The 16,407-nt window shown below is 45.0% G+C and carries 10 protein-coding genes; 1 reads left to right on the top strand and 9 read right to left on the bottom strand.

The genetic code is table 11. From position 1 onward, the window contains the following. Window positions 1-47: 47 nt before the first annotated feature. A complete protein-coding gene (locus ACRRU2_RS06505; RefSeq protein WP_432500492.1) occupies window positions 48-2,333 on the top strand; it encodes a helix-turn-helix domain-containing protein in 2,286 nt (761 codons plus the stop codon). Between the two features lie 23 nt (window positions 2,334-2,356). Here ACRRU2_RS06505 and ACRRU2_RS06500 read toward each other — a convergent pair whose 3' ends face one another. From ACRRU2_RS06500 to ACRRU2_RS06460, 9 genes are all read right to left on the bottom strand, one after another. Further along, complete coding sequence (locus ACRRU2_RS06500) at window positions 2,357-2,953, bottom strand: hypothetical protein (protein ID WP_331702398.1); 597 nt, start codon at window positions 2,951-2,953, stop codon at window positions 2,357-2,359. Between the two features lie 8 nt (window positions 2,954-2,961). Then, window positions 2,962-3,639, bottom strand: coding sequence for a hypothetical protein (locus tag ACRRU2_RS06495; RefSeq protein ID WP_432500491.1), 678 nt, complete (start codon window positions 3,637-3,639; stop codon window positions 2,962-2,964). Window positions 3,640-4,885: 1,246 nt separating this feature from the next. Further along, window positions 4,886-6,292, bottom strand: a complete 1,407-nt coding sequence (locus ACRRU2_RS06490) for a sensor histidine kinase (RefSeq protein ID WP_432500490.1) — start codon at window positions 6,290-6,292, stop codon at window positions 4,886-4,888. A gap of 2 nt (window positions 6,293-6,294) precedes the next feature. Beyond that, window positions 6,295-7,029, bottom strand: a complete 735-nt coding sequence (locus ACRRU2_RS06485) for a winged helix-turn-helix domain-containing protein (RefSeq protein WP_432500489.1) — start codon at window positions 7,027-7,029, stop codon at window positions 6,295-6,297. A gap of 107 nt (window positions 7,030-7,136) precedes the next feature. Further along, the gene (locus tag ACRRU2_RS06480) at window positions 7,137-9,923 is read right to left on the bottom strand and encodes an ABC transporter permease (protein ID WP_432500488.1); all 2,787 of its coding nucleotides are present in this window, start codon (window positions 9,921-9,923) and stop codon (window positions 7,137-7,139) included. Further along, on the bottom strand, window positions 9,920-10,606 hold the full coding sequence (locus ACRRU2_RS06475; protein ID WP_432500487.1) for an ABC transporter ATP-binding protein: 687 nt from the start codon (window positions 10,604-10,606) through the stop codon (window positions 9,920-9,922). Before ACRRU2_RS06475 ends, ACRRU2_RS06480 begins: the two co-directional genes overlap by 4 nt. A gap of 221 nt (window positions 10,607-10,827) precedes the next feature. Further along, window positions 10,828-13,143 carry an alpha-xylosidase gene (locus ACRRU2_RS06470; protein ID WP_432500486.1) on the bottom strand — a complete coding sequence of 772 codons (2,316 nt, stop codon included), beginning with the start codon at window positions 13,141-13,143 and terminating at the stop codon, window positions 10,828-10,830. Further along, window positions 13,140-15,533: an AraC family transcriptional regulator gene (locus ACRRU2_RS06465; RefSeq protein WP_432500485.1), complete on the bottom strand. Its 2,394-nt coding sequence runs from the start codon at window positions 15,531-15,533 to the stop codon at window positions 13,140-13,142. Before ACRRU2_RS06465 ends, ACRRU2_RS06470 begins: the two co-directional genes overlap by 4 nt. Window positions 15,534-15,563: 30 nt before the next feature. Next, window positions 15,564-16,388: a carbohydrate ABC transporter permease gene (locus ACRRU2_RS06460; RefSeq protein WP_331701659.1), complete on the bottom strand. Its 825-nt coding sequence runs from the start codon at window positions 16,386-16,388 to the stop codon at window positions 15,564-15,566. Between the last annotated feature and the right edge of the window lie 19 nt (window positions 16,389-16,407).

Genomic DNA, 16,407 nt, shown 5'->3' with positions numbered 1-16,407 from the left:
AATATAGGTTAATTTTGTAACTAAGATTGGAAGGGAGCTATGCACTGTTGCTTAAATATTTCCGAAAACGGCGTTCATTTATTTTCAACATTTATTTATGTTTTCTGATTATCATTTTGCTGCTGGCAAGCTTTCATCTTTTCTCCTTTCAACTGTTTAATAAGAGCCTGCAGAACGAGGTTATTCAAAATAATCAAATGCTGCTGCGCAATACGACAGAGCGTTACCAGACCCATTTTGAACGTGTCAAATCGATGCTGTTCGACCTTTACTATAATGAATATGTAGTTGCATTTAACAAGCAGACATTGACGAAGGACAAAGAAAATCTTGAATATTATTCCGTAATCAAGCTGCTCAAGGAATTGCGGACACATGCCTATAATCCGATGCTTTATTTGGAAAATCTAGCTGTTTACTATAAATCCGATTCTGTAATTGTAGAAAAAGAAGGCAGCTTGGATGCGCAGCTGATGTTTTCACATTTTTTCGTGAACGATGATTATCCATTAGCGTTTTGGGAGGAGCTTGGTACAGCAGGTGCAGGATATAAGCTTCACAAGGAGCGCAGCTTTCGAATTGCCGGTTTAAACGAAAACAAGGAAATGTCGCTTATACCGCTTTCCTTCCACACCCCTTCGTCGAATTACCAGACGATCGCTTTTTTGGACGCAACCAAGCTGAAAGAGATGTATTTTAACAAAGAGGATGATCGGCAATTCATCATTATGAATGAGGATGGAACGATATTGTACCGGTCTTCCGATACGATTTCCGTTGAGGATATTCCTTTATTTCCAGCTGATGAGGGCTACAGGCTTGTAGGGGATCAATATTTTTTTAAAGAGCGGGATACAATGAATAACCTTACCTTTATTACCGTCGTTTCGTATTCACATATGACTGCAGGAGCTAGGACAGCAAGTATAACGATGTTTATTATGGTTGCCGCATCCGTCTTGCTTGGCCTAATGATTTCTATATTTTTCAGCCGTAAACTCCATCGCCCTCTTCACCAAATTATGAATTCGATCATGCAGCAAAAACCAATTTTACAGCAAAGCGATATTCATGAGCTCGATTTGATCCATCGTAATTTGCATGAGCTTATAAAAGAAAAGGACAATATCAATAAGGAGCTGGCTGAGAAGCAGTCGCTGTTAACTCACTACGGCTATATCAATAAGTTAAAGGCGATAACGTCAGATATACATGAATGGCGGGACATCGCATTAATGAACGAAGCCTTCTATATTGTGCTGTTCCATCTGCATTTGCGCAATACGCCTGAAACGGCACAAATGAATCAAGGGCAGCCGCATAAAATTGCTTATTACTTAAAGAAATACATTGATGTCACGATTTCTGAGCATTTACAGGGCACTCATACACTGCAAATCGAAAATAATCAGATCTTGTCCATTGTGCAAGCGGCCGATTGGACGGATGAGCTGGATGAGGCAATGTCCAAAATTAAACGCATTGTGGATCGGGACAATGAGCATTATATCGTGGCCGTCTCGATCAGCAGTGTTTATAGAGGATCCAGTGAGTTCAACAAAGCGTATGAGGAGGTGCTTCAGCTTGTTCGTTCTGCCAAGCCTATTGATGAATGTCAAATCATTCGCGAGGCGGCCGCTTCTGCTCATCCGTTTATTCTTTCACTGCAGCAGGAACAAGAGCTTTATGCCAATTTGCAGGCTGGCAATACATCCTTTTGCATCTCTTACTTGAATCAAGCACTGGAGCAGTGCCGCGGCAGCCTGACTACTGTCGCCCAGCTGCAGCAGCTTGCCGAAAGCATTTTAAATGGTGTTGCGAAAATTTTGGAGGCTTATGGAAGCGATGAGATTACAGCATTTCGCGATATGCAGACAGACCAGATCCGGGAATGCTGGACGATTGAGCAGTTCAGTCATTATTTTTGCCAGCTGTTCCGCATCAGCACAAGCATTATTCAAGCTAAAAAAGAAGACCAGCCTTCTACTATTTCAATTATTATGAACCATATCGAACAGCGCTTTGCAGAAGATCTGTCGCTGGATGAGCTGGCGGATATGATGCAGCTGTCGCCTGCCTATCTTTCTGTTTATATCAAAGAAAAAACAGGCACAAACTTCAGCGAGCATCTGAATGCCATTCGTATTCGCAAAGCCAAGCAGCTGCTATCGGATACTGCATTAAACATTCAGGATATCAGCTTGCAAATCGGTTACCGCAACGTAACCTCCTTTATCCGCATGTTCAAAAAAATAACCGGCGTACCTCCCGGAGAATATCGCAAGCAGCTGCAATGGGAGAACACCGATTATTTTGGGACGTCCTATTCTTAAGAAAGGGCTTGTCTGTACAAAGCTTAGCTCTTGGTCGCTTCCTTGGCGCCTATTTTATCTTTATCGGTAGGGGAAACTGCTGTAAACGGCCAGTAAGCATACATTAGCTTATCTGTATTTCCGCTTGATTCCAAGTCTCTCAAGCCTATGGCATGTCCAAGTTCATGTGCTGCAACTACCGCCATTTCGGCTACTGTAAACGAATCCATTACCGTCTTGTTGAATTTTATTTTCCAGGAAATCAGATGGCCTTGCCCATTTGAGGTGTAATCATGGAACACCCCAACGATGGATGTATTCGAATCATTGAATGTATAAATATAACCGCTATTCGTGCTGGAAGTGGAATTCGTAATCGTAACGGTATCCTTCCACTTGTTCGCTGCCGCATTTACGGCCATGCGGTAGCGATAATCCACAGCAATGGACGAATCCGGAATCGGGGTATACCATTTGAAGCTTGCTGTTGCTTGATGACTGCTGCAATTCACTCTCCAGCCTAGCATTTCACTGCCGCTCTGGCATACAACGCCTGCTGGATGGGCTGAGGTATGAAATGGGAAGCTGCTTGCTATTAGCAGCATACATAGCATAACGAAATATTTTGCCTGTAATTTCATACGAATACCTACCCTTCCATTTCAGCTCGCAGCATTTGCTCGAACTGGTTTTTATTTATGAATTGAGTATGCATTTGCTTTAGCTTATTCATGGTGGTCTGTGCTGCCTTATTTGTCTTCAATTGTGCCTGGCTTGCTTCAATAGATGCGAATGCCTCTTCCGGCTTGGCCCATTTCACAACGGTATGCTCGTCAACCACCTCATATACGCCAGTTTCCGAACCAAGAATCCAGTACGTATCGTCGTTATCCATTCCGACGGCTTTCATTAAAATAAGAATATATTTTTCTTTTCCTTGGAACTGCGGCGCATCATTAAATGCTACCTTGCTGTTGCCTTCCTGCATAATATAAATTTCGGAGCCTGCTTCAACCTCGCCTTTAATTGGCTGCACAACCTTTGCGGAAAAAATCGTCTTGTTGCCCGGTTCATACATTTCCTTTACAGCATTCAAAATTTCAACTTCAGCAATTACGTCCGCTTTTCCGACAGCCTCGTCAATCTTGAAGGTTTGGATAAGCGCGTGCGCTCGTTCTTTGCTTGCAGGTTTGTCCAATTGCGCTAGGCTGGTCACTGTAATTGGAGCCGATTGATGCTGAAGCCATTGATACCACCATACGCCTATAACACATACTGCTATTAGTCCGATAGCCCATGCTGTCCTGCCTTTTTTAAAAAAGCCCACAAGCACTCACTCCTTTTTTTTATAAACATAATGCAATGCTCATCCTCTAGACGGCGGTATCTTCCTAAATGTTCCAGTAAATATTGTTTTAGTATAAAAAAACATCTGTCGTGCCTGTTCCCCCCATACGCCTGTCTCGTCTCAGCCCGCTTACAGCCTAATAATTACGCAAAATCCTTTTTCGGATACCACTGTCTACCCCAGAAACTTCAACGAACGTATGTCTCCATGCTTCGTGATAAGCAAAATCAGTTTTATGGGAAGAGCACCCGTGCCCAAAATAAAAGAAGATCTCCATTCTCCTTGGTACGCAGGCAAGAAAGGCGATCTTCTTGTTTGTTGCAGTGCTTATGCCGATGCTAATTAAGCTAACTTTATTTTTGTCCAGCCAGCCAAGGGCGCCGGATTCTAACGAAGCTGACAAGCGCTATTTCAACAAAAACAGCTCATTTTAAATTGTAACGAAGATTAGCGGCTCTATGTGTGAATTGTAACGGAGATTAGCGGCTCTATGTGTGAATTGTAACGGAATTGAGAGGCTCTATTTAGCAATAAAAAGGTGGTTTAAAACTGTAACGGAACTGTCGAGCGCTATAGGTCATCTTTCCCCCGTTTAGGTAGTGATTTTGAGTAAATAAGTTTTCTCAGTTCCTTTAGATTTTAGAATAAGCTGATTTCCATACAATAGCGTGTCTTAGTTCCGTTAGCGTTTTTCAACGGCCTGATGTTTTCCTTTAAATTTGCATTTTCGCCTAAAACCACCAAACTAGATGCATGAAATCAGGCTGTTGAAAAACTGAAACAAGTACTTTTTAACGAGGCAAATGCTATTTTTTGATAGCGCCGTTTCTGAGGGGGACCAACCAATTCTGTATGAATTTTCATATACAATTGTGTTTTTCGGGGCATTTCTGCGTATTGTGTATGAAATTTCATATACATTGAGACGTTCTGAGGAGACGCCGACCAATTCTGTATGAATTTTCATATACAATTGTGTTTTTTCGGGGCATTTCTGCGTATTGTGTATGAAATTTCATATACATTGAGCTGTTTCGAGGTTCGCGGACACGCATAGGGTTATAGAGTTTCGATATAAGAGAAAATTGGCTATTTTCGTTGAAATAACGCTGCTGGAATTCGTTAGACTCCGGCCCAACACAAGGGTAAACGGCTTCGCAGTTCAGGCCTTCCTGAACGTGCTCGCCTGAATACGACTTCAGGCGAGTGGAGAAGCAATCGTCTCTCAATCATTCATAATTGGCAGCTCAACGAAGAATCGTGTCCCTTCTCCGTATCGGCTGGCTACTTCTACTGTACCGCGATGAGCGTGCGCAAATTCACGTGCGATGGCAAGTCCCAGTCCCAGCCCTGAGCTCCCGCTCTTGCTTTTGTTATTTCTCTTCCCCCGGTAAAACCGGTCAAACACTCGGCCAAGCTCCTCTTCCTCCATCCCCATGCCGTCATCCTGAACAACAATATGGACCATCGTTTTGCTTTCATTGATGCCAATTATAATGCGCACGCTGCTGCGGGCATGCTCCAGCGCATTGCCTGTCAAATTAATGATCATTTGCCGGATACGACTCTCATCCGCATAGATCATCAGCTCATGCGGCGATTTCATATCCGTCTTGATTGCTCTTTCCTCAGCTTCCAGCGCCAAAGTTTCAACAACCTGCGAAACAACCTCTGTCAGCGAAAACCAGCTTTTCGCAAGGGGCAAATTGCCTGACTCCGCTAACGCCAATACCTGCAAATCGCGCACCAGCTTTGTTAGTCTAAGCGTTTCATCATGCAGTCTGGCGGCCTTCTCAACCGGAAGCGGTACATTATCTGAAATTGCATGCTCCAGCTGCGATCTCATAACGGCAATTGGCGTTCGAAGCTCGTGGGCAATATCTGCAACCATCGTCCGCCGCACAGTTTCCAGCTTATTGATTCTCTCAAGCTGCTCTGCTGCACTTTGAAGTGCGACACGTACAGCACATTCCGAATGCGAAAGCTTACGTGATTCACTTTGCAAGATTTCTGCGACTAAAGCTTCTTTTATATCTTTATCAGTCATCTGTCTATATAATAAGCTCGCTGTTTCAAGCCTCGCCTTCTCAAACGCAGCTTTGCTGCGCCTGATAACAATAAACCCGGCTACAATTACGCTAACGGCGCTTGATCCCGTAAATAATCCCGCTAATAAGCGTAAATATAACGACTGCTCCAAATAGACTGCAATATATCCTGTAATTTTCCCATCAGACAATACAGACATTTTGTCCAAGTGTCTTATCTGTTGTTCCAGCCCCTCTGCCGCTTCTATGTAAATACCGTTTTGAGTGGCAGCCACTGGCGTCTTTCCGTCCGGATCATAAAAAATAACAGAAATCCGTTGATTAGAGCCAAACATATACTGATCCTTTTGAAGTCGTTCCGACAGTCCCGTTAACTCCCCATTATTTTGTTCGGCATACAGCTTCGCATAGCCGTTCCAATATAATCTCGCAATCTCCAGCTCTCTGTCATGCAGGCTTTGAGCAGCAGCGGAGGCGACAAACCAGGCAAACACTGCTGCTGCAGCACTAATAACGGCTATTAGGCTATAGCCCTTTCGATAGCCCTTTTGCTTGGATATACCGTCCCTGTTTGAACGTTCCATCACTATTCCTCTTCCGCAAAGCGGTAGCCGACACCGTATACGGTCTCAATATAAGCCCGCTCCGTTTCGTGATCTGCCAGCTTGCGCCTTAAATTACGTATATGCGAATCAAGCGTACGCTCATAACCTATAAAGCCATCGCCCAATGCCTCGTCCATCAAATGCGTCCTTGTAAACACTCGGCCCGGGTACGAAGCAAGCTTCCACAGCAGCAGAAATTCTGTCCGAGTCAATTCCAGCCTCTGACCAGACAGCTCGGCTATAAATTTCATCTTATCGATTATTAGTTCTCCACGGCGAATGACAGGCTCCTCTGAAAAAGCGTCCTGCCGCTCCCCCGAGCCTCTCTGCAATTGAGCTAAGGCAGCCGGCTGCTTGGAGATTCTGCGCATAACAGCTTTAATCCGGGCGCTAAGCTCCCTTAGACCGAACGGCTTGGTCAAATAATCATCTGCACCGAGCTCCAGTGCAAGCACCTTGTCAAACTCATCTTCCTTGGCCGTTACCATAATAAAAGGAAGCTGCCACTTTCTTTCGTTAAGCTTGCAAATATCTATTCCGCTGACACCGCCAGGCAGCATCCAATCCACTAACAGAAGATCAGGACGAACTGCAGTGATCAGTTCCTCAGCTTTCTCAAAGGAATCCGTTCCGAACACCTCTATGCCTTCCTTGCCGAGAAACGAAGCGCATTCCTGTAAAAGCTGCAGCTCATCCTCAATCCATACAATCCTCATTTTTCAGCCCCGCTTTCCTCTTGACCGTTGAATCTGTTCACTTCACATTATGATAGAAGTTCTGTAAATCACGCAAGCGGTTGGTTTTCTTTTGACATATGCCCAAACTAATCCTGATTCATTCTTAGCGCATCAGCCGCCTTCAGCTTAACTGCCGCTCTTGCAGGAGCAGTATTCAGAAGCAGCGACAGCAACGCAAGGCCGAATAATACAGGCAGGATAACTTCATACGGATAGCTGATGTGAAGCGGTTCTTCATAGCTTTTCAAGTCACCGATAACCGATTGAATAATAAGATGCGAGCCGCTGAAGCCTGACGCCCAGCCTATAGCAAGCCCGGTTATGCTAATTACAAAGCCTTCTATTAAAAATGCCCAGTACACTTGCTTGCCCGGTACGCCTATACACCGCATCATAGCGATTTGCTTTAATCTTTCCTGAACAGCCCGGTATTGAATAACCGCCAAGCCCATTAGCCCGATAAGCGCCGAGAAAACGGTAAAGCCGGTAAAGCCTTTGCCGAACTGTTTGTTCATCAATTGCTCAGCACGATTATCCAAATAAGGCACCTTGAATGTTAAAATATTTTGCAGGGCAAATCTTTGCTCCAAAAGCTGTCCAGCTTTAATATCTTTATAGTCAAAATCAAATAAAACAAAGCCCAGATCAGGCTGATTTTGCCACTTAAAGCCGTATGGGCGAAGCTCCTCCGCCACGCTGGGATGCACAAAGGTTGCTGCGTATAAGTCGATCAAAATCCGCTTCGATTCATCATCTGTAAAGCCCGCAACAACAAAGGTGTGTGCTCCAACTGCCTGCCATTTTTCATCCAAACTCCTCAATTTATCTTCATAGATAGAAAGTGTAATCGTATCCCCTGCTTTTACGGGCATGAAGGCTGCATCAAAGATGCCGCCCTTTTCCATGTAATACGGCGGCAAAATAATATATTTCGGATCACGATTCACAGCTTCCCAGGCTTCCGCATCACTGCTAAATTCCGGAGAACGCTCCAGCAGCTTGAAATCGTTTTGCCCGGACAGCTCAAAGCTGACAGGAATAACAGACTGAGCGCTGCTTTGTTCCAAGAAATTAATCATAAAGGGCTCGATCGTAATACTTCCTTTTATATTTTCACCAATAATTGAATCATTAGCTGCGGCAGCTATAATTTTATTGCGTTCATCGTCTGTACGATAGGATGCATAACCGCCATATCCAAACACAGCCTGATTAGTACGGTCCACATCTGAAATAGCAACGATCAGCGAGGTTATGGTCACAGTAAAGGTCGCCGTCATCATCACAAGCGCAAATAACAATGCTGCTGTATAGTTTCTCCCGCTGTGCTGCCGGGGGTATTTCAATGCCAGCATAATCGACAGCTTCGGAATTTTCAAAATGCCGAACAGCTTCTCAAACAAGCCTCCCGCTTTGGAAAGCAGCGCCAATGCTGCATAAAGCACAGCAAAGCAGCTGCCGAGCCAGCTCAATATAATAAGCGGAAACTGATTCCCGTCCAATTCCGGCGTTTCGATAAAAGCATAATAGATATGCAAACCGACTGCTGATACACCTGCCGCTGCCGCAAGCACTGCCGTAATTTTTCTGCTTTTTTTACTTTGGGTAACGGTTGAGGGAGCTCCTTTCAACGCATCCGTAATACTCACCTTTCCCGCTTTTCTGGCGGCCATCAAAGATACAGCCAATAAAAACAGCAGCACAATAGCAAAAACCGTTAATGCACTTTGAATCGATAGATGCGGATACACCGAAATATGTTCACCGGACATTCGCGTAAGTTCCTCGGCATACGCACTATACACCCAGTCTACCATGCCATAACCGCCCAATAGCCCAATTATGGTGCCAGCACCTGCACTCAGCAAGGAAAGCAAAACGGCTTCTATCATAAAAATGCTTGATATATTTCTTTGCGTCATACCGATCGCTCTTAAAATGCCATAAAGATTTCTGCGCGACTCTCCAATCATAATAAGCACTTGACGCATAAACAATAAGCTGGATACGACTGCAACCGAACTGATCAGCCCAATCAGAAGTGTAAAATTCATTTTTTTCACTTTTGTTAAGTAGTCATATTTCAGAAATTCCACCTGATAGCTTACATCCGAAAGGCTGAACATTCCATTGACAGATATGGACGGATTATGTGAGGTAGCAAAAATGGTGCGATACCCTTCTTCATCCATACCTGCCATTTCTCTTGCCGTCTTCTCAGATACAATAGCCGTACCTCGGAAATTGCCAGATTCCCGGTAGCCTGTCAAACCAGCCTGCTCGGTAACTTCGCGCACCCTTAGCAGCCGATCCCCATTCTTACTCATTACATTAACCGTATCGCCTTGTTTTACCTGCAGTAAACTGGCTGTTTCATCGTTAAGAATCAACTCGTCATCGCCGAGGCCCTTTTCCCATAACTGAGCCCTTGCCGGATCGAACAGAGCAGCTTCCTTCATAGAAAAGCCTAACAGAAGCATAGAAGTGACTGCCCTTGGCTCTGTCTCATTGGCACGACTGCTTTTTGTGCTGCTGCCAAGTAAATCTGTTCCTGCTGTAATAGCAGCCTCACCGCCGACATAAGGCAATATTTCGTAGCGATCTATGGAATTACTTGTATATTTCCTTATTACATCTAATTGCTCACGCGTGAATAAGTCGGTGCCGCCTTCCGGCGTCAATTTCCAATTAATCGGTCCAAGCCGTGTATCGATCCAATTTTTCCCGCTTTGGTTTACTGAATCATAGTTAACTGCGCTTACCGCAATCAGTATCGCGCCAATCGCCCCTGCCGCGGCCGTCAAAAGCGTTTGCCTCCAATGCTTGCGCAAATTACTGAACGCCATTTTCCATACAATACTCGAGCCGATCATCGCACGCCGCCTCCATCATGCATAATTCTGCCGTTTTCCATACGAATAATTCGGCTTGTGCGGGCAGCAATCTTAGGATCATGAGTAACAATAACGATTGTCGTGCCATGATGGCGGTTCAGCATCTCGAGCATGCCGATAATTTGCTCTGCAGTATCTGTATCCAGCGCACCGGTCGGTTCATCCGCCCATATTATATCCGGCTTGGCGGCTATCGCCCTGGCAATGGCAACGCGCTGATTTTGCCCTCCCGACAGCTCATGCGGATAACGGTTCACTTTATCAGCCAGCCCCGTCTCCTTCAACGCCTCGATTGCCCGTTTTTTGGCTCGCCGTGCCGGCTGACCCGCAGAAATGAGCGGCAATGCTACATTTTCCCATGCAGTAAGAACTGGAATCAGGTGATATGCTTGAAAAATAAAGCCCATTTTCTCGAGTCTAAGCCTAGCAATTTGCTTATCCTCCCATTGATGAAGCGGCGCTTCACCTATCCATACTTCACCGCTGCTGGGAGATTCTATGCCTGCAAGGATATGCAATAATGTCGTTTTACCGCAGCCGGAAGGCCCTGTTATTGAAACCATTTCCCCTTGGCTGATTTCAAACTGTACCTCGCGCAGCGCTTTGGCTGCAGCTTCTCCTTGCCCATACGTTTTCGACAAGTCCTTTACACGAATTAACATATGCCTTCCACCTCTTATTTCGCTTGATGCCTCTACTCTAGCAAAATGATTTGCACATTTAATGGAGCAATTATGCAGAACTTGTGCAGAACTTGTGCAGAACCTGTCTTTTTTAAATAAAGAAAAACCCGGCGTCTTAAAACACGCGGGTTTCTCTACAAGTTTCCCTTAGGCATCCCTAATATATGATACTTCTTCTTTAAAGCAGCGACTATACTTTTTTATATGTGAACCTTGCTCACTACCTTGTTCGTTGAAGCATCGTACGTCAATTCATACAACTGTTCTTCTACCGGGTTATAATACAAGCCCGTAATGGCGCTATGATCTGCCTGGTCCGCAAAGTGCTCGAAATAAACATCCTGCCATTTAATCTGATCCGTGCTTTGCGCCAGCGGAGCATGTGGAATAATCGACCCGCTGCGCACCAGTATAATAACCGGCACTTTGTCCGCTTCTATTACCTTCCATCCCGAACCGGCATAAGTAGTGCCCGTCTGATAGTCAATCCAGCCTCCAGGCGGTAAATACACCTTTCTTGATTTCCCGGCTTCAAACAACGGAGCAACTAGCAGCTGAGAGCCGAACATATATTGATCCTCGACATGCCAGCTGCCCTCATCCTCTGGAAACTCGAAAAACAAGGTTCGGATCATCGGATGCCCCTTTTGCGAGCTTAGCTGCGCCTGCGTATAAATATATGGCATCAGCAAGTAACGAAGCTCTGTCGCGCTGCGAAAAGCATCTGTGAAATCTGCGCCGTATTCCCAAGGCTCCTTGGGAGGGGAGCCGTGACAGCGGCTATGCGATACAAGCAAGCCGAATGGAAGCCACCGCTCATACAATTCCTGCGGGCTTCTGCGGGTAAATCCGCCTATATCATTACTCCAATAGCTAAAGCCGCACAAGCCGAGCGATAAGCCAGCGCGCAAGGAAGCAGCCATGGCGCCATCCGTAATTTCAGCATCGCCGCCCCAATGTATGGGATAGCGCTGACTGCCTGCCCATGCGCTTCTAGCCCAAATTATCGCGTCGCCCGTCGTTTGCATCGTTATATCCGCAACGGCCTGATTATAGCGGAGCGGATATAAATTATGCTCATAGTATCCGCTCTTGCCGGAAGCGTAAAGCCCCATTCTCGGAGCCGCTTCGCCAAAATCGACTTTGATGGCTGCTGCCCCAATCTTAAGCAGTGCCGCTATTTTTTCTTGATACCAGCGCACTGCTTCCGGATTGCTGAAATCGAGTATAGCGTCTTCCGTCAGCAATTTGCCATCAGCGCTTTTAACAGCAAGCCCTTTTTGCAAAATTTCCTCATAAAGCGGATTGGTTGGTGTAAAATATGGAATTTGCCATAATGAAATGCGAAAGCCATCCTCTAACAGATCGGCTGTCATTTGTTTTGCATCCGTAAATCTTTGATTTGAGAATTGGTAGTCGCAACGCCAGTCTTTTTCGAACCATCCGGTATCAAGATGAATAACGTCACAAGGAATTTGCAATTGCCGGTGTTTGGCAGCCGTTGACCGAACCTCCTCCTCTGACTTGTATGTAATTCTGCTCATCCACAAGCCGAATGACCACAGCGGAGGCACTGGGCTGCGACCGGTCAATGCTGTATACTCCGATAAAATTTGCTTGGGTGTTCCAAAAAAGAAAAACAAATCCAGATTCTCATCCCCGGTGTACAGCACATTAGCACTATCATAAGAATGCCCCATATCAAATGACATCGGTGCGGAAGAATGAATAAACATGCCATATCCGCGGCTGCTGATCATAAAAGGAATCGGCTTGTACATTTGCGCCGTTTGCGCGCCATGCGCATCCTTCACCCATAAGTCCAGCTTTTGTCCGCGCTTATTTAATCTTGTGAACGACTCGCCGCAGCCGAACAGTTTTTCTTGAGGCGACAGTGTAAAGCTTGCCGCCATCCTATCTGAATAATTTTCTGTAGAACGTACAAATGAGAACGGTACGGGCTCAGTATTAACCAGGCAGGAAGTGTCGGTAAAATGCTGCGTCCGCGTCAGCTCTTTGCCATCGGCATCTTTGAATATGAGCCGGAACGGCTGATAGCATAAAGCGACGGAACCTCCCTCAAACGTCCAGACGATCTGTTGCGGGTCTTCCGAATTTGACTGAATATGCTCCGCTTGTACAAAATCGGTACGCGGCAACGGATTGCTTACCAGCATAGGGCCTTTATTACAGCCAACAAAATTTTCTCTTTCGTTAGCTGTCATTTGAATACGCACGGTGCGCGGCGTAACAAATGATAACTTTATATTAGTTACTGGATTTTCAGCATATTCATTAGGAAAAATCCATGGGTCTGTCCTTTCAAATCTGTAATCGCCTTGATTAAAAGCAAAACGGGGCTTTTTGGCATATCGTTCCCATCGAATACAACCTTCTCCGCGATTCTCATCGAATCGCTCGACATCCGCAGCTAGAAAAAAAGTGTTGTCAGGCTTAGCCCAGCATTCGGTAACGTCGGGCGCTTGATTTAATGTATTTACTCGGTTCCCACTCATCTTACGTTCACTTCTCCTTCATTGTTTAAATGCGATTCACGATAAATTCCTGGAGTTACTCCTTCTAATTTTTTGAAGACCCGTATAAACACAACAGTACTGGAGTAGCCTACGCCTTTAGCAATTTGCGCATTTGTATAAGAGGTTTCGACTAACAGGCGCTTGGCATGGTCAATTCGCAGCCGGGCAATGTAATCCGCAAAATTGCTGCCGCTATATTTTTTAAAAAAAGATGACACATACTGCGGCGTTACTTGAAAATAATCGGCAATAAAAGGCAGTCCGAGTTCTGTGCTGGACAAATTATTACCGATCAGGCGGACCATCTCTTCAAACTTTTGCAAGCCGCGGTCAGTCGTTTCCGTTTGGAAGCTCGAAGCAAGCCGATTAAACAGCTTCAATGCAGCCTGGTGCATCTCGCCAGCTGTTTGCAGCTTTAAAAGCTGAACAGCCGGATCAAAATCAGTCTCATCCTCTTCGGCAAAATTGTTAATATTATTTTTAACCTTCAAATAGGTGCTCATAATATTAAAGAACAGCATTTTGCCACGTTCCGGCGAAATCGGATTAACGATAAAATTTTTTGTATAAATTTCGTCGAGCAGCTTAGCCGTATTTTCTTTATCGCCGCTCTTTACGAAATTGACAAGCCGAACCTCCATTTCCAGCGGGTAGTAATAATTCCCGGTAAACTTAGCCTCTTCCTTATAAAAAATAATACTGCTTTTCCCTTTTACAAGCGTATAATCAAGCGCATTTTCTGCTTCCATGAAGCAGTCCTCAATTCGTTCTATGCCCGTATAGCTATTGCTCACCGCTATCGTCACACTCATTTTAAAGCGTTCTGCAATAAGCTGCTTTAAAGAGCCCACAATCGTTTTCAATTCCTCATGCTCGTCCAGCCTTTGCCGCTCGTCTGGATTACTGCCCCCCTGATCGCTGCTCTCTTCCCGATGTGCGCGAAAATTAACAAGAATAGCCAGCCGGTCACGGTCAATTTCAGCTGCAAAGCCGCGGTGCCGTTCATTGATCAGCTCTTCACTTATATTCGTTATTATAAATTGAGAAAATGCCCATTGATGCTCATTTTGACCATGTGAAAATTGCGCAATATCTTCAGTATATACATAAATAACAGCAAATCGCTGCGACACAAATTCTACGCCGGCAAACTGCAGCGCCTTCAGTTTTTCCTCCCGTTCCCCTTCCATATATCCGCGAAACAACCGGGACAGTAAATTTGCCCGAATAACAGGCAGCTGCCGGTCCAGCATACTTTTAAGCTCCTGCTCTTTATACATAGATCCCTCAAGCGCTTTGCGGATATAATCAAACTCATTATCAAACGGCGAGCGCTCCTGCTTGCTGCTTTGCTTAATAATTAAAGCAAGCCTGCGAAGCGGATTGTATCCTCGGTAAGTGGCCGAGACCACAGCCGTAACCCCGATAATGAGACTGACTGCTAAAATAATGATCGCCCATGTTTTGATTTGGTTGACCCATTGTAAAAATGTATCCTGTGGCATAACAGAAACATATGTCAGTCCATATTTTTCTGAACTCGTATAAGACACCATAGAAATGGTGCCATTAATATAGTTTTCGAATAGTCCTTGCTTTTGGTCGAGCTTCCTGAGGAGCTTTCCAAGCAGCTCCTCAGGAAGCTCATCGCCTGTTCCGACAATGATCTTATGGTTTCGGTCCAATATATAAATTGCGCTTTTATTGACTGCTTCAATCTGCCTGAACATTTCTTTTATTTGCATTTGATCGAGCATAATGATGAAGGTGCCCTTCACATCTACCGTTTCGAGAAGAGGCAAAGACTGCACGTAAGCCAGCCCATTGCCGGGCAACGGAATAAAGGCTTTGTTGCCGCGGCTGTTCAGCAGCGCGATCCACTCCTCATATTGAAGACCTGCGTTCTCCAGATAGGCTTCATAAAAAATAGATGGAGATGACATTACGCCAGGGCTCAATATCGTATCGCTGTTAGGCAAATAAATATAAAACATATTGACAAAACTGCCCGTCATTTTACGATAATGTTCCAAATAATTGCGTACAAAGTCGATAAAATCGCTCTTTTCGTTCTCATTCATCGACTTGATATTCAGCAAATAATTAAGCTTGGGGTTAAGCGTCACCTGTTCCGCCAATAAATTCATGCCGTTCATATTGCTTTCCATAGACAAGCGCAATTGCTCCAGCATGGCAGAATTGTATCTTTCGGTATTGCTTTTGACGGAAGACTCCACCTTTATATAGAGCAAAAATCCGAGCATGATCGGAACAAGCAATATTAATAGGTTTGACAGCATTAAAGATAACCAGGCGCTTCTGCGCAATTTTGAACGGTGCCCATTCATCTGCTTTGTCTGTTTCATCATCGCGCTTCCCCCCAGCCGGCAACTAGGCTTCTATTCTTTTAATGCTCCAATCATTACGCCTTTTACAAAATACTTTTGCAAAAACGGATACAAGCATAAAATAGGCAGTGTTGAAATTATAATAGTAGCATATTTAATCGTTTCGCCGATAGGCTCCTTATCAGCCGCTCCCGCCCCAGTCATCATACTGTCCGTGCTGTTAGTGACGAGTATTTCCCGCAGTACGAGCTGCAACGGGTACAGCTCTCTGCTGCGCAAGTAAATAAGCGCGCTGAAATAAGAATTCCAGTGACCTACTGCATACCATAAAATCATAACAGAAATGACCGGCATAGATAACGGTATGATAATGCGGAACAAAATCGTCCATTCGTTGGCTCCATCGATTTTCGCTGATTCCTCCAGACTGACCGGCACATTTTGAAACGCGGTTCTCATAATGATCAGATTGAATGTATTAATCGCCGAAGGGATAAGCAGCGCCCATGCCGTATTCAGCATGCCAAGCTTGTTGACTAGCAGAAAGGTCGGGATCAGGCCCCCGTTGAAAACCATCGTGATGACGATAAAAAACATCATATAGTTTTTAAAATAAAAGCCCTTTCTGGACAGCACATATGCCCCGAGCGCCGTGAAAAACAAGTTGATCGCCGTACCCGCTCCAACATACAGCAGCGTATTTTGATAGCCGCTTTTGATCATTGGATTATTAAACACCATTTTATAGGATTCCCACTGCAGGCTTTGCGGCCAGAACAGCAGGCCGCGGTGCTGAGAAACGGCAGTCGGATCGCTCAATGATGCGAATAGAACATAAAGAAACGGATAGAGCGTAATAAAACATAACAAGAGCATAAATAAAATGTTGCCGGCA

Source organism: Paenibacillus sp. GXUN7292 (genome assembly GCF_050864975.1).
GTDB lineage: Bacteria > Bacillota > Bacilli > Paenibacillales > Paenibacillaceae > Pristimantibacillus.
Note: the sequence above shows the minus strand (reverse complement) of the source record. Positions and strands in the feature narration are given on the sequence as shown.

Excerpts from the sequence above, each read along its gene's own strand:
- ACRRU2_RS06500 (WP_331702398.1), bottom strand. The coding sequence starts at position 2,953 with ATGAAATTACAGGCAAAATATTTCGTTATGCTATGTATGCTGCTAATA.
- ACRRU2_RS06490 (WP_432500490.1), bottom strand. The coding sequence starts at position 6,292 with ATGGAACGTTCAAACAGGGACGGTATATCCAAGCAAAAGGGCTATCGA.
- ACRRU2_RS06485 (WP_432500489.1), bottom strand. The coding sequence starts at position 7,029 with ATGAGGATTGTATGGATTGAGGATGAGCTGCAGCTTTTACAGGAATGC.
- ACRRU2_RS06480 (WP_432500488.1), bottom strand. The coding sequence starts at position 9,923 with ATGATCGGCTCGAGTATTGTATGGAAAATGGCGTTCAGTAATTTGCGC.
- ACRRU2_RS06475 (WP_432500487.1), bottom strand. The coding sequence starts at position 10,606 with ATGTTAATTCGTGTAAAGGACTTGTCGAAAACGTATGGGCAAGGAGAA.
- ACRRU2_RS06470 (WP_432500486.1), bottom strand. The coding sequence starts at position 13,143 with ATGAGTGGGAACCGAGTAAATACATTAAATCAAGCGCCCGACGTTACC.
- ACRRU2_RS06465 (WP_432500485.1), bottom strand. The coding sequence starts at position 15,533 with ATGATGAAACAGACAAAGCAGATGAATGGGCACCGTTCAAAATTGCGC.
- ACRRU2_RS06460 (WP_331701659.1), bottom strand. The coding sequence starts at position 16,388 with ATGCTCTTGTTATGTTTTATTACGCTCTATCCGTTTCTTTATGTTCTA.